General features: G+C 45.5%; 14 protein-coding genes. 10 read left to right on the forward strand and 4 right to left on the reverse strand.

Going from position 1 to position 14,401, the window contains the following annotated elements; genetic code table 11:
• Positions 1–72: 72 nt before the first annotated feature.
• Positions 73–966, reverse strand: a complete 894-nt coding sequence (locus IM475_RS06175) for a DMT family transporter (RefSeq protein WP_287727006.1) — start codon at positions 964–966, stop codon at positions 73–75.
• 183 nt (positions 967–1,149) lie between these two features.
• Here IM475_RS06175 and IM475_RS06180 point away from each other — a divergent pair, with 183 nt between their 5' ends.
• From IM475_RS06180 to IM475_RS06190, 3 genes are read left to right on the forward strand one after another with little or no spacing between them, the layout of a single operon-like run.
• Positions 1,150–1,506, forward strand: coding sequence for a DUF1823 family protein (locus IM475_RS06180; protein ID WP_287690325.1), 357 nt, complete (start codon positions 1,150–1,152; stop codon positions 1,504–1,506).
• A gap of 31 nt (positions 1,507–1,537) precedes the next feature.
• The gene (locus IM475_RS06185) at positions 1,538–2,668 is read left to right on the forward strand and encodes a CO2 hydration protein (protein ID WP_287659877.1); all 1,131 of its coding nucleotides are present in this window, start codon (positions 1,538–1,540) and stop codon (positions 2,666–2,668) included.
• A gap of 53 nt (positions 2,669–2,721) precedes the next feature.
• A complete protein-coding gene (locus tag IM475_RS06190) occupies positions 2,722–3,285 on the forward strand; it encodes a GUN4 domain-containing protein (RefSeq protein WP_287659878.1) in 564 nt (187 codons plus the stop codon).
• Positions 3,286–3,737: 452 nt separating this feature from the next.
• On the opposite strand, the gene IM475_RS06195 is transcribed toward IM475_RS06190, so the two are convergent.
• Positions 3,738–4,997 carry an L-lactate MFS transporter gene (locus IM475_RS06195; protein WP_287659879.1) on the reverse strand — a complete coding sequence of 420 codons (1,260 nt, stop codon included), beginning with the start codon at positions 4,995–4,997 and terminating at the stop codon, positions 3,738–3,740.
• Positions 4,998–5,166: 169 nt separating this feature from the next.
• Complete coding sequence (locus IM475_RS06200) at positions 5,167–5,766, reverse strand: peroxiredoxin (RefSeq protein ID WP_287727007.1); 600 nt, start codon at positions 5,764–5,766, stop codon at positions 5,167–5,169.
• Positions 5,767–6,556: 790 nt separating this feature from the next.
• Here IM475_RS06200 and IM475_RS06205 point away from each other — a divergent pair.
• The 4 genes from IM475_RS06205 to IM475_RS06220 all read left to right on the forward strand — a co-directional run bounded on the left by IM475_RS06205 (position 6,557) and on the right by IM475_RS06220 (position 11,943).
• Complete coding sequence (locus IM475_RS06205; protein ID WP_287727008.1) at positions 6,557–7,024, forward strand: helix-turn-helix domain-containing protein; 468 nt, start codon at positions 6,557–6,559, stop codon at positions 7,022–7,024.
• Between the two features lie 7 nt (positions 7,025–7,031).
• The gene (locus IM475_RS06210) at positions 7,032–9,650 is read left to right on the forward strand and encodes an ABC transporter transmembrane domain-containing protein (protein ID WP_287727009.1); all 2,619 of its coding nucleotides are present in this window, start codon (positions 7,032–7,034) and stop codon (positions 9,648–9,650) included.
• A gap of 2 nt (positions 9,651–9,652) precedes the next feature.
• Positions 9,653–11,107: a beta-barrel domain-containing protein gene (locus tag IM475_RS06215; protein ID WP_287727010.1), complete on the forward strand. Its 1,455-nt coding sequence runs from the start codon at positions 9,653–9,655 to the stop codon at positions 11,105–11,107.
• A 101-nt stretch (positions 11,108–11,208) separates the two neighbouring features.
• Positions 11,209–11,943, forward strand: coding sequence for a peptidylprolyl isomerase (locus IM475_RS06220; RefSeq protein WP_287727011.1), 735 nt, complete (start codon positions 11,209–11,211; stop codon positions 11,941–11,943).
• Between the two features lie 272 nt (positions 11,944–12,215).
• Here IM475_RS06220 and IM475_RS06225 read toward each other — a convergent pair whose 3' ends face one another.
• Positions 12,216–12,452: a hypothetical protein gene (locus IM475_RS06225; protein ID WP_287727012.1), complete on the reverse strand. Its 237-nt coding sequence runs from the start codon at positions 12,450–12,452 to the stop codon at positions 12,216–12,218.
• Positions 12,453–12,988: 536 nt separating this feature from the next.
• Between IM475_RS06225 and IM475_RS06230 the strand changes: the two genes are divergently transcribed.
• The 3 genes from IM475_RS06230 (at position 12,989) to IM475_RS06240 (ending at position 14,247) form a co-directional block, all read left to right on the forward strand.
• Positions 12,989–13,423 carry a nitrogen fixation protein gene (locus IM475_RS06230; protein ID WP_149987409.1) on the forward strand — a complete coding sequence of 145 codons (435 nt, stop codon included), beginning with the start codon at positions 12,989–12,991 and terminating at the stop codon, positions 13,421–13,423.
• Between the two features lie 26 nt (positions 13,424–13,449).
• Positions 13,450–13,665, forward strand: a complete 216-nt coding sequence (locus tag IM475_RS06235; RefSeq protein WP_287727013.1) for a hypothetical protein — start codon at positions 13,450–13,452, stop codon at positions 13,663–13,665.
• 273 nt (positions 13,666–13,938) lie between these two features.
• Positions 13,939–14,247 (forward strand): Nif11-like leader peptide family natural product precursor, encoded by a 309-nt coding sequence (locus IM475_RS06240; protein ID WP_287727014.1) that lies wholly within the window; start codon positions 13,939–13,941, stop codon positions 14,245–14,247.
• The last annotated feature ends 154 nt before the right edge of the window (positions 14,248–14,401 follow it).

Genomic DNA, 14,401 nt, shown 5'->3' on the forward strand with positions numbered 1-14,401 from the left:
TCTAGCTTTTGTCTGTGATCACAAGCGGCGATCGAGATTACACTTAACCAGTAATTTAGATACACTAACAGCTTATCCGCCTAAAATAGCAATGCCTACGCCAATTAACAGAATTAATCCGCCATAAATGACTTCTTGGGGGGGGATTTCACCAAAAATGAACACTCCTAACAGACTAGCGGCGATTGGCTCTAATAAAATTACCATCGTTACTATTGTCGGTGCTACCCATCGCAAAGCCCAGTTAAAGCTAGTATGACCGATTAATTGCGGAAAAATCGCCATCATTAACACATAAACATACACGGATAAGGGATAGCTTTCGTAACCTTGACCGAATAAAAAAACAGAAGGTAATAAAGCTAATCCTGCGGTAGTGTAGGCTACAGTTATATAATTCTTAATATTTAAGCCCTTTCTTTGTGCTTCCCGTCCGAGGAGAATATAACCACTGACGAGAATTGCCCCAATTAAAGCCAAGCTATTGCCCCATAAAGGGTTAGGATAAGAACTACTGACATCTCGATCGGCTAAAACAATCAATAATCCCCCCGTTAGAGCCACAAAAATGCCGATAAAAGTTAATTTTGTCGGTTTTTCTCGAAACCACCACCAACCCAACAGAGAAACCCAGAGAGGATTAGTGGTGACTAAAGTGGTAGAAGCGGCGATCGAGGTGTAGGATAGAGAAGTAATCCAAGTAGCAAAATGGAGAGCTAAACAAAATCCTGCCCCCACTGCGTAATAATAGGCTTGAATAGGGACTTTTTGGCGTGATAAGGTCAACCAGTTCGGAATTAGGACAACAGAAGCCAATATCAGACGAGAAGTCGCTAAAAATAAACTAAATGCGATCGTAGCATTACCTACCGCTTCGATCGCTAACCGGATAAAAATTGCCGATGCAGAAACCGACACCACACCGATAGTTAAAATAAAAATAATTTTGGCGTTAGAAGGAGGCAAAATAGGCTACTCTTGCGCGATGATCAACGATGTTATTCACCAGTTATTTTAACCGTAGGCAGTAGCCGGTCGTCAGTAGCCGGTCGTCAGGAAATAGGAGATTATTTTATTTATTCTCCCCACACCCCACACCCCACACCCCACACCCCACACCCCACACCCCATCACCCATTTACTTGATCTATGGAACTACCAGAATTAAATATAGAGACAATTTGGGCGATTATTAACGACGAAATTGACGACGAAACCGTTAATAAATTGCTCTGGCAAAGTTTAGGTTATCGCTACGATGAAAGTCAAGGAAAATGGGATAATAGTCAAGTAGAGGAAGATTGGTGCCGTGAATATCCCGAACCCCCGGATTTTATCGCCAATCGTCCCCCAACAGTAAAATTAACTCGATCGATCTTGCCAGAAAATAAACAATTATTAAAAGATAAATTGGGGTTTACTGGTTATAAAATTGGCGAATTCAATCCCCGCATGACTCGCCGTGCCACCGCTGCCAATTGGTTGTGCTTTTATGCGTTAAAATAGATGAGGAAAGTTATTTTATCAAGCTTCTAGCATGGTCACTATCCCTGTCAAGTCCTCCTCTCATCCCCTAGCATCCTATATTGATCGTCTCACGGCTGGGGAAGCATTGTTAAAAGATACTCCCCAGAATTTGATCGAGGTAGTGGGTATCCTGAAAAGTTACGGAGTGGTGTTAGATGCTTATTCCAAAAATTTAATTTATATTGCGGAAAATCAGTTTTTGGTTTTTTTCCCCTTCTTTAAATATTTTAATGGTCAAGTATCTTGGCAGAAATTACTACAACACTGGTGGCATAATCGCATTAATTTTGAGTATGCTGAATACTGTATGAAAGCCATGTTTTGGCATGGTGGGGGTGGTTTAGATAGTTATGTAGATGGTGCCGCTTTTCGGGAGGTGACAGCCAAGGTTATTCAAGCCAAATTTAGGAATAATCCCCTAGTTTTAATTTTAAATAAAGCCTTCCCTGAATTTTTGCCAGAACAAATGCGAATGATGGCCTACTATAGCGGTTTAGGTCAATTTTGGCGAATTATGGCCGATACTTTTTTAAGTTTATCCGATCTCTACGATGCCGGAAAAATTACCAGTATTCCCGAAGTGGTGGCACACATTAAGAAAAATTTAGTCGATAATGCTAGTAAACCAATTATCTATCAAGTAAAAATCAAAGGACAAACCTATGATCTGATCCCCAAATCGGCAGGATTAACCTTTCTTGCGGATACAGCAATCCCCTACGTTGAGGCGGTTTTCTTTCGCGGAACACCTTTCCCCGGTACAATTTCCTATAATGCCCAAGCCTATCAAATTCCCTACGATCAAGGAATGTTTGCCTATGGTGCTTTGTATGCGGATCCTTTACCCATCGGAGGTGCAGGGATTCCCCCCACACTATTAATGCAGGATATGCGTCACTTTTTACCTGATTATCTGCACGACATTTATAAAAAAAGTTTTCGTCAAGAGGAAGATTTATTAGTCCAGATCTGCGAAACTTTTCAAAAGTCGATGTTTTGTGTAACAACGGCAGCCATTCAAGGATTAGCACCTTACCCTTTAACTACCACAGATTTAAAAGAACAAAAAGCCAATCGCATCTATCTAGAAGCATGGATGAACCGCTTTGTTAAGTCAAGATTAGAAGCGGTAAATCAATAATTATTCTGCCGATAAATCGGTAATTTTTGCAGTCAACAAACCCCCTTACATTTATGTCAGATATTAACGCCCAACTTCAGGATATTTTAGCTCAATTGCAATCTTTAAGCGAACGGGTTGCCCTCATCGAAGCGCGGCAGATGTTAGTACCGGACATCGAGCGCTATGGTAAATTACAGCAATTCCTAGCTGAGGGGAACTTTAGGGAGGCAGACGCAGAAACCCTCCGAGTTATCCTCGAAACTGCCGGCAGAACCCGCGATACTTTAACCCCAGAGGATATGATGCGGTTTCCCGTTAATGTGATTCGGGTACTCGATCGCCTTTGGAAAAATTATAGCGGCAATCATTTCGGTTTTAGCAATCAGGTGAAGTTATATTTTGCTGCCGGCGGTGATATTAACACCCTGCGTACCCAAGATGCAGAAACGATTAAAAAATTTGGGGAATTGGTAGGATGGCGCGATAAAGATCAGTGGCGTATCGATGATTATGATCACTGGGATTTTAGTCTAGCAGCTCCTGAAGGCTGTTTTCCCGCTCTCTGGTGGAAGTCTCCCTACGGGTTAAAAATGGTGACTTTTTGTTTTACTCGCCTGATAGAGTGCGATTTATAGGCAATGAAAGGAGTTATCGGCTATTTTCGGGCTTTATTATCCCCCCAATTTGCCCCCACCGGGATAAAAGTGGCTGTAGCAGTATAGCATTTATCACCCTTTTGAGCGGTTAGCTGACAGTTATTGAGATCGGGGAACACTCCCCCTGAGCGGTGATTTCTTTGACTCTAGGGAACTCCCTGTTAGTAGAGGGCTGCTATGATAGCGATCGAGACGAATATTCGGGAGTCCGATTTACCATGGCTACTGTTTTATTGAACACTGGCGAGTTCCGAGAAATCCCTGATGATCAGTTAATTTCTTTCCTCCAGGAAAACCAAGATTTGATTCAAAATCGACAATCACCCCGAAAAAGAGCGATTAAAAGACCTATACCGTCCAATGTGACCTCTTTCGACTATTTTAAACTATAAAATGCCAGCAGTATCTACTCTAGGCTAAGATTAACTCCCTTAGCTAGGATTTGATAAATGTGATCGCTCTCTTTTCAGTAAGGCACTAGCGAGAAAAATGCCCAGTATTGCCAATACAGCCATGGCATAAAAAGCGTAAGTGTAAGTACCGAACCAGTCGCGAATTCTACCGGTTACTAAAGTTCCGATCAAAGCACCAACACCATAGGCAGTAAAAACAATACCGTAATTTTGGGCGTAGTGGTCAGGATTAAAGAAGTGGAGAGTGGTAGCGGGAGCTAGGGCTAACCATCCCCCTAAACAGAACCAAAATAGACAAAAAGCCACTAGATAGCTACTAACTGCCCCTTTTTCAGCCTTGACCATCAACAGACAACCGATCAAAATGAGTGTATAGGCCCCGATCGCTAGATAATGGGGTTTCCAGCGATCGCTTAACCAACCGAACAAAGGACGACTAATACCATTAAACAAAGCAAAGAGAGCAACACTACTAGCGGCTAACCCCGGCTCAATCTGGATAATTTCCTCAGCGACAGGACTAGAAATACCGATGGCACTCAAGCCAATTAAAGCACCAATAGCATAGCAAAGCCATAAGCCATAAAATGAGCGACTTTTCAGCATATTCACTGGATAATTGGACTGAAAGTCGGATTTTCGATTAGCTAAATTTGCGGGAGGTTGCCAGTCTTGAGGGGGTAACTTCATTGTGATCGCAATAATCACAATAATTATTGTAAAGATAATCCCCAAAAATCTTAAACTTGGTCTAACGCTATATTCATTGATTAATCGATTGGCTAAAGGTGCGGTAATCAGGGGAGAAAGGCCAAATCCGATGATAGTTAAACCCACCGCTAAACCTTTTTTGTCGGGAAACCAGCGTGCCACCACTGCCATGGGAACACCGTAAGCGATGCCGACTCCCGTGCCGGCAATGACTCCGTAGGTAAGAATAATTGTCTGAATCTGAGCGGCAAAACTAGCGAGAATATAGCCTAAACCGACGATAATTCCGCCGATAGCGGTCATCCTACGAGCGCCTACCCGGGGGATATAAAAACCAGCGATCGGCATAGAAGCGGCATAAAACACTAGGGCCACAGTGTAGGGTAGTAAGCTTTCCGTGGCACTGAGATTTAATTCCGTTTCTAGGGGTTTTCTAAAGATACTCCAAGAGTACACCGTCCCTAAACAGAGTAAAACGCCCATTCCTAGAGGTATTAATAACCATCTACCTTTGGCTGCGGGTAATCCCAAAACTGTCAACTCGGAATCATAATTACTGGTAGTCATAGATCGCCGTGACTCTTTCTAGACTTGTCTGGCCAGTATTCTAGATGAGGTCATGGCTAATGGGGCCAATTTTCCAGAAAATTTTCCGATTAAAATGAGGGGCGAATTATTTCGCCCCCCTTAAAAGTCTGCCCCCATCTATAGCTGAGGGACTTCTGAGGATTTTTAACTAAACTGCCGCGAAGTAAACTTTTGACTTCACAGGGTCGGGAACCATGGTAGCATCCCCTTCTTGCCAACCGGCGGGACAAACTTCATCCGGGTGGGATTGGACGTATTGAATCGCTTTCAGAGTGCGGAGGGTTTCATCGACACTGCGACCGAAAGAAAGATTATTAATAGTAGCGTGTTGGATAACACCTTCTTTATCGATGATAAAGAGACCGCGCAGGGATACCCCCGCATCAGGATCAAGAACATTGTAAGCGGTGCTGATTTCTTTTTTCAGATCCGACACCAAAGGATAGGCCACATCCCCCACACCACCGGATTTTCTCTCGGTTTGAATCCATGCTAGGTGAGCAAATTCGCTATCGACGGACACCCCTAAAATCTCGGTGTTGATGCTGGCAAATTCGCTAACTCGATCGCTGAAAGCGGTAATTTCCGTGGGGCAAACAAAGGTAAAATCGAGGGGATAAAAGAATAAAACGACGTATTTACCCCGATAATCCGACAATTTGATGGGTTTGAACTCTTGATCGAAAACGGCGGTCGCGGTGAAATCCGGCGCCGCTTGTCCGACTCTTAAGCAACCTTCGGCGGTCATACTTTTAATCTCCTTAATCTAGTTTCTGGGAAAATGCAACTATTTTTACATTCCTTAACAACTATATCATAGTCATAACGATTTTGAGTAGTCAGCAATCAGTTATCAGTTATCAGTTATCAGTTATAGCGGTGTGCAGTCGTATTAGGTACAGTGTCACAAGCTATAAACCATGCTAGGCAAAGCTTGGTCTGTATCTCACTCAAGCGCTTACCGCTATAGGGACTTGCGTAGGAATAATATCCCAGCCAGAAAATCGCTCTGTAGAAGAACCAGACCAGCCAGATGGTACATTATCAAAGCGCAAGTCCCTTATCAGTTATCAGTTATCAGTGGCTAGTGGGGAGATAGGGTGATGGGGTGATAGGGTGATGGGGGTTAGGTGTTAGAGCGGTTTGATCGGGCGAGAGAAAAACAATTTAACCCACTTTCCGCACTTCTTAACATTCAATAGCTACAATGATGGATTTTTATCAAGGTTAAGAATTGTAATTTTTTTTCTCAGAAAAAATCAATTATTGAAAATGTTCTCAATAGTAGGTTCTACAATGAAGGTTTTTCGTCAAAACATCTTGGGGAATGTAAAAATATATAAAAGTATATGAAGATTTGGGGAATGTCGGATTTAATAAACTTCATAATGTTCACTTTCGCAGCCACAATAGGAATTTAGGGACAGCGAAAGAGATCGTTGCACGAGGAATTTAGCCCATTGTACAACTTAGTACAACTTTCTTGCCTCAACGCTCCGACCTGCTGCTGTCTGCTTTTACTTATAGTTGCAAAGACTATGTCATCAAGCGCCGGTAAATATCTATCCCCACCCCAACGTCAGCAACTTCTCGAAATCTTAACAGAACCAAATATCCCCGATATCGATCGCAAACGGATTCAAATCATTCTTTTCGCTGACGAGGGCAAATCCCAGGGCGAGATCCGTAAGCTTCTCGATTGTACTGCCGCCACCGCTAGTAAATGGATACTGATCGCCGAGAGTGGCAAGATCGATCGCTGGCAGAAATACCGCCGCGGTCGCCCTTCAAAAGTTGATCAACCTTACCTCGATCGCCTGAAGGAACTGATTAGTAAATCCCCCCGGGATTTCGGCTATTCCTTTAAGCGATGGTCGGGGGTTTGGTTAGCGCGGCATCTAGAGAAAGAATTCGGGGTCGCACTCACCCCCACCCACATCAATCGCCTCCGCAAACAGCTACAGCCGATCCGCATCGTCGATCTTTCTCCTTCAGCCAAAGCTTAAAACAACTATGCTCGATACTCACAGCCTCGTCAATCCGTGGCCGGAATTCCTGTCCGAAACCCAGTGGCGGAGTCTCCAGAAAACGGCGATCACCCTCTCTCCCGAAGCAGGTACACTGCCCCTACAGCCCGGATTATACCTAGTGGTTCGCGGCAAAGTTCGTATAGCGAACTCGCAGCAAAAAGAGATGATTGCGCTCAAAACCGGCGAATTTTTCGGGGAATTCTCCCTCTTTCCCCGATCGGGTTTTCTTCCCTACTCGGTTCGAGTCTCGGCGAAGGCGGAACTACTTCTTATCCCCGAGTCCGCCCTGAAGCCGATCCTGAAAAAACACCCCGCCCTGAAAAAAACATTACTACAACGGGCGCGGGAAATTGAGCAACTTCTTGGGACGAAGACAGAAGAAACGGACAAAAAAAGCGATCGAGCCTATTTCCCCTCTCCGGCGCAGCGGTTAGGTCACTGGATCGGTCAATCCCTCCGCCGTTATCCCTTCTTCGAGCAACAGTCCGCCTCCGATTGCGGGGCGGCCGGTTTAGTCATGATCGCCCGTTATTGGGGCAAAAGAATCAGCGTCAACCGTTTGCGGGAAATGGCCAACGTCAACCGCGACGGGGCATCCCTGAAGGGACTGATCACCGCGGCGGAAAATATCGGCCTCTCCACCCGTCCGGTAAAAGCGACTCTAGAGGGATTAGGGAAACAGCCCCTACCGGCGATCGCTCACTGGGAAGGCAAACACTTCGTTGTGATCTGGAAAATTACCCCCAAACAGGTGATTATTGGCGATCCAGCGATCGGGCAATTAACCCTAAGTCGTGCCGAATTCGCCAGTAAATGGACGGGATTCACCCTGCTGCTGCAACCGAACCAGAAATTTCGGGACACGAAAGAGGATAAAACCTCTCTCTGGCAGTTTTATCGCTTACTGGAACCCCATTGGTTCGTGCTGCTGGAAATTTTCGTCGCCTCCCTTTTTATCCAGATCTTCGGCTTAATTACGCCGATTTTCACCCAGTTAATCCTCGATCGGGTGATCGTGCAGGGGTCCTTAACCACCCTTTGGGCGATGGGTATCGGTGCGCTAATTTTCGGGGTTTTTAGGGTAGCAATTACCGGTTTACGCGCCTATCTCCTCGATCACACCGCTAATCGCATCGATACGGCATTAATCACCGGTTTTATCCGCCATACCCTCAGCCTTCCCCTCGGTTATTTCGAGTCCCGCTATGTGGGCGATATTATTTCTCGCGTCGGGGAAAATCGCAAGATTCAGCGTTTTCTCTCTGGGGAAGCTCTCTCGATTTTACTTGACTTATTAACGGTTTTCGTGTATGTGGCGGTGATGTTCCGCTATAGCTGGCAATTAGCCCTCATCAGTTTAGCGATCGTGCCACCGTTCCTTCTGCTGGCGTTAATTTCTACCCCTTTTCTGCAGCGAATATCCCGGGATATTTTTCAGGCGATCGCTAAGGAAAGCAGTTACCTGATCGAGATTTTAACCGGTATTCGTACCGTCAAATCTACCGCCACAGAGCGATCGACCCGTTGGCACTGGGAAGACCTTTTCTCGGTGGAGGTCAAGAAAAATTTCTCCGGGCAGATCATCGGCAATAATCTCCAGATATTCAGTAATCTGATCGAATCTTTAGCGACGACAGGGTTACTCTGTTTCGGTGCCTATCTGGTAATTCAAAATCAATTATCGATCGGACAATTGATCGCCTTTAATATGCTTTTTGCCCAGATCATCGCGCCTTTTCAACGCTTAACCGTTCTCTGGACGCAATTTCAAGAAGTCAATATCGCCGTCGAGCGCATTAACGATGTACTAGACGCAAAGCCGGAGGAGAATTTAGAGGAACTTTCCCGTCAGTTTCTCCCAGAATTACAGGGACATATTCGCTTTGAAAATGTCACCTTTCGCTACCACCCCGACAGCGATCGCAATGTGTTAGAAAACCTCAGTTTTGAGATTTTACCCGGTCAAACCGTTGCCCTCGTCGGTCGGAGCGGTTCGGGAAAAACCACGATCTCGAAATTACTGATCGGTCTCTATCCCCCCACCGATGGGAAAATCTCGATCGACGGTTACGAACTGAGTACGATCGCCCTCAGTTCCCTCCGGCAACAGGTGGGAGTCGTCGATCAAGATACCTTTCTCTTCGGTTCCACGATTCGGGAAAATATCAGTTTGGGTCATCCCGATCACCCCCTAGAAAATGTGGTGGTCGCGGCGAAATTAGCGGGAATTCATGAGTTTATTCAATCACTGCCGATGGGGTACGAAACCCAGATCGGCGAGGGTGGAGGGCTACTTTCCGGGGGACAGAGACAACGGATCGCCATCGCTCGATCGTTGATGGGAGAACCGCGGTTATTAATCCTCGATGAAGCCACTTCCCACCTCGATACCGAATCGGAACGGATTATTCAAACAAATCTCCAGAAAATTCGGCAGAATCGCACGATGGTGATTATCGCCCATCGCCTCTCTACGGTGCGGAACGCGGATTGTATTCTCGTTCTCGATCGAGGGGTATTAGTCGATAGTGGAACCCACGAAGAATTAATGGCCCGTCCCGGTATTTACCGTAATTTGAACTCTAATCAATTGGGTGAATAACTATGACAACTAATCTAGACAGAGAGCGCGATAACTGGTCTTTCCAGACCAAGGAATTGATCGATACTTTACCCCTACCCTGGACGCGTGGTTTACTCTATTTTCTGATTATTTTCGTCTCGATCATTCTCCCCTGGGCGATATTCTCAAAAGTCGATGAAACCGGTGTCGGTCCGGGAAAACTGGAACCCCAAGGGGAAACAGTCAAAATCGATGCTATCGCGACGGGAAAAGTGGAAAAAATCTATGTCCGTGAAGGCCAAGAGGTGAAAGCAGGACAACCGATTTTAACCCTAGATTCCTCATTAATCGGCAAGGAAATACAACAAATTGAGGAGAAAATAGAAGGACAAAAAAGCCGTCTTTCCCAACAGAAACTTGTCAAAAGTCAGTTAGAGATTTCTTTAACCACCCAAAGCCAACAAAATCGCGCGGCAGCAGCGGAAAAAGAAGCCTCGATCGAACAAGCGCGGGAGAATGTGGACGCATTAATCAAGAAGGCCAAAATATCCCTAGAAGAACAACAAGCGCGAGTCAATCAAGCGAAAACCGCCCTCGCACAAAGTCAGACCGATTATCCGATTCTCAAAAGTCGTTATGAAACGGCTTTAAAAGAAGTCGATCGCTACCGAAAAGCGTGGGAGGATGGCGCGATATCGGAGGTGCAATTCATCGAGCGCGAGGACAATGCCAAGGAGCGCCAACAACTCTACGAGCGGGGAAAAGCGGAGGTAAAAGAAAATCAACATAAACTAGCGGAATTAGAAAGCGCCTACCGTCAGACGAGTCAACAAACGGGCGCCGATATCGCCCAAGCGCGTCTGCAATTACAGGAGCGGCAGCGGGGTTATCAAAGTCTCCGCCATTCCAACGAGTTGGCACTCTTAAGGATACAGGAGCAGATTAAAAATCTAGAAACGGAGATCGGAACACTGGCATCGGAAATCGCCCAAAGCGAGAGCCAACGGCAAGCGCTCCAAATCCAACTAAGTCAGAGGGTTTTAAAGGCGAATACCGACGGCACGATCTTTTCATTACCGATTAAACGCGCGGGTGCGGTGGTGCAGTCGGGAACGCGGGTTGCGGAAATAGCACCGAAAGGCTCCCGGTTTATTCTCAAGGCAGAAATGCCCACGGATCAAAGTCAATTTCTCCGGGCGGGTATGCCGGTAAAAGTCAAGTTCGATGCCTATCCTTTTCAGGATTACGGCATTATCGGCGGCAAGATCACCAAGAAATCACCGACGGCGATCGAAAAGGAAACGCCAAACGGAAAAATTAACGTTTTCGAGCTAGAAATTCAACTCGATCGCTCCTGTATTCAAAAGGGAAATCAATGTATTCCCCTCAATCCGGGGGATACGGCTACCGCAGAAGCGATCGTCCGTCAGCGTCGGGTGATCGATTACATCCTCGATCCCTTTAAGGATCTGCAAAAAGACGGGTTAAAACTCTAGTTTTTTTCAGGTATCGAAGCCAAATTACTTACACTCCTCGCTAACCCTCTTGCCTATCTCAACTAGGAAATTAATTTCGCATAACTGTTTCAGGAGTCATTATGTCCCATAGTATCACCATCACCAATCAAGACCTTATCCAACAGCTTAAGCTATCGGGGAAAGTCCCCGAAATGGCCGAGGGAATTATCGCTCGGAAAATCATCACCGAAACTGCCACGGCAGCGGGGATTAAAAACACAACTGACGAGTTACAACAGGCGGCCGATCAATTCCGTCTCGCCAATGAATTACATAACGCCAAAGATACATGGAATTGGTTGCAAAAACAGGGCTTATCCCTAGATGATTTCGAGGAGATCGTTCAATTCAATTTACTATCGGGTAAATTAGCCGAACATCTTTTCGCAGACAAAATTGAATCCTATTTCGTCGAACACCAGCTAGATTATACCGGCGCGGTGATCTACGAGGTGGTGTTAGCAGATCAGGCGATGGCGGAGGAGTTGTATGAATCGATTCAGGAGGAGGAAATCAGCTTTCAGGAAGTAGCGCATCGCTATATCGAGGATGTGGAATTACGACGCAAGGGAGGTTATCGCGGTACTGTTTACCGTAAGGATTTACGACCGAATCTTTCGGCTGCAATTTTCGCCTCGGATTCTTCTCGATTGTTGAAACCGATGCAAGGCGATCGAGGTTTTCACCTGATTTTTGTCGAGGAAATCGTTAAACCAAAATTAACCGAGGAGTTGGCTCTGAAAATCGGTGTTGATTTGTTTAACGCCTGGGTAAAGGAGAAGATTCAGGAAATAGAATACGAGTTAAGTAATTAATTGTGGATGGGGTGGAAGCTATCCATCCCGCCCCTTAATTAGGGTCTGCTGAAAAAGTTTTTCCTAGGGGCAGGGTGTAGGGTGTAGGGTGTGGGGTGTGGGGTTTTACCGATTTTGAGGGGGTCAATTACCTAATTTTCAGGGAAAAAGTAGCTGAATTTCCCCCTGATCACTCCCATATCTGGTACTTTTGGATTTCAAAAAAGGCTAAAAGTCTTATCCAGCAAGGTTTTTAGATTTATTCAGCAGACCCTAATTATTCTAAAACATTATTAATGGAGTGCAACTGTCGAACCAGTGTCGAAAGCACGGCCACCGCCGCCGCCACCGGTGGGAACCGTGACAGATATATTGGTCGGACCGCCTTGTGAAGCTCGACCGATACCGAATCCAACCACGAAAGCGGTGATAACCCATCCCCAAAAACCACCTCGCATTCCGAGTTCTTCATTCGTTAGGTTTCTTAATTCATCGGTCGTTTGTAAATCATTGACTTTGATGTTAGCCATAATCGATTGATCTCATGTTTGAGGTTGACTAAACGCAATCATCCACGATACACATTCAAAACGCAAATGTATTTTGAAACTTAATTAACTTATTTTTGTCTCAAATTTGATCGGCAAGAATACTGCGATCAGTTGTACTTTAAGGTTATTGGCTCTTCTGGTTTCTGTGTGGAAACGAGGTCTATACTGATAGTTTCTTCCGCAAAATAGTCCTAAAAGTCTTGTCCGATAAGCATTTCACGACTCCATAAGCAAAAATTATCACACAAAGTCGAGAAGAGCCGGTTATTCTCTCAAAAATGTAGAATAACCTAGATTATATTTTTTGAACTTAAATGATTGTTTTAAGTTCAATTAGTCTTTAAAAATATCTTGTTTTTTCTTGCAAGGTTCCATAGTATTAAATTCAGAGAAGTAGCTCGACAAGCCTGACAACTCTTGCCAAGACTTTTCTGTTTATATAGTCAATTACGATCGCGAGCGTGTTCCCTAACCAATTCGCTCGTAATTATCCATTGAAAAAGCGGATAAAACTGATGAAATCTCTTCCGCACCAGACACCTACCCTTTGCCCTAGCGCACGAGAAAATTCCCCGGATAGCGTAATTTTCGGGATCGCAGCGGGAACCGTTGAGGAACCCCGCGTCGCCTATCTCCCGGAAATCCAACCCGTCACCGCAGAAATTCTCGCACTCGCTCAACCCGTCACCCCCACCGAAGTCTTCCGCTTCGCCGCGTCCTGCGCGGAAAAAGAATGCGTTCATTTCGATGGGAAAGATTGTCGCCTCGCGCACCGGGTGGCACAGGGACTCGCAGAAGTAACCGATATCCTTCCCCCCTGTCGAATCCGGCAAAACTGTCGCTGGTGGTTACAGGAGGGAAAAGCGGCTTGTCTGCGCTGTCCGCAGGTTGTCACTGACAACTATAATCCTTCCGAAACTTTCGTGAAGGTTGCCGAACCCGAATCTTAACCCTATTAAATAGGAGTCTAATTACCATGGCTAAAATTCATATTTCCGATCTACAGGTGAACTCTTTTCAAGAATCTCTTGAAACTGCGATCAATCGCGCGATCGAGACTCGAAACATTCAAGGCGGAGGTATATCATTACCGCCAAAACCAACAACACTGGGAATAAGAATTTGGCCGCCCATCATTATCGGAATGATCTTCCCATCACTCCCGAATATTAAGCAAGGACCCATTTTATAGCGGTTTTCAGTCTAATAAGGTATAGTAAATCCCTTGATAGATAGGCGTTTCAGCGTTTCAATCGGGACTCACTTCTGTGAAAACCGCTATAACCGCCTATCGTTAGATTAGCTGAATCTCCCCCAACCCCTCCTCGCCCCACCGAAGTCGGGAGAGTTGGGGGGTGTTGCCTCTTGCAAGAGTGCCTCATCTCCACAAGCAATTTCAATGCTGAACAGCTTATCTACCAACCGTATCCTCCCATCACTCTCAAATTCTAACAGGAGTTAACTTATGGCTCTCGAACAAGTTCATGCTTTTTATCAAAAAATTGCCTCCGATGAATCATTCCGTTCCCGAATCCAATCGGTGAATAGCAAAGAAGAATGTAGCGAGATCGTCAAAGCTGCGGGGTTCGATTTCACACCACAGGAATTCGAGGAATACACCGCACGAATTCTAGAGTCCGAGCGTCCGGATGAAGAAGTTACAGATTTAAGCGAGGAAGATTTAGCGGCGGTCGCAGGTGGATTTATCGGCAGTTTTCGGTGGCCCCCCATAATGTTGTATGGTGGGCCACCGAAGCGCGATCTACTTCTGTAGGACGACAGAATCCTTCGACCGATGTACGGATTACCGGCAGATCGTCTCGTGGATTTATAATTCCAACCGACTCATAAATTTTATCGAGTATTAAACCTAGTAAGGAGCTAATCATGTCTTTTGATCGCACCCCGAACTTTACCGAAAAACTAGC

It is taken from the genome of Microcystis sp. M061S2 (genome assembly GCF_020245605.1).
Lineage (GTDB): Bacteria > Cyanobacteriota > Cyanobacteriia > Cyanobacteriales > Microcystaceae > Microcystis.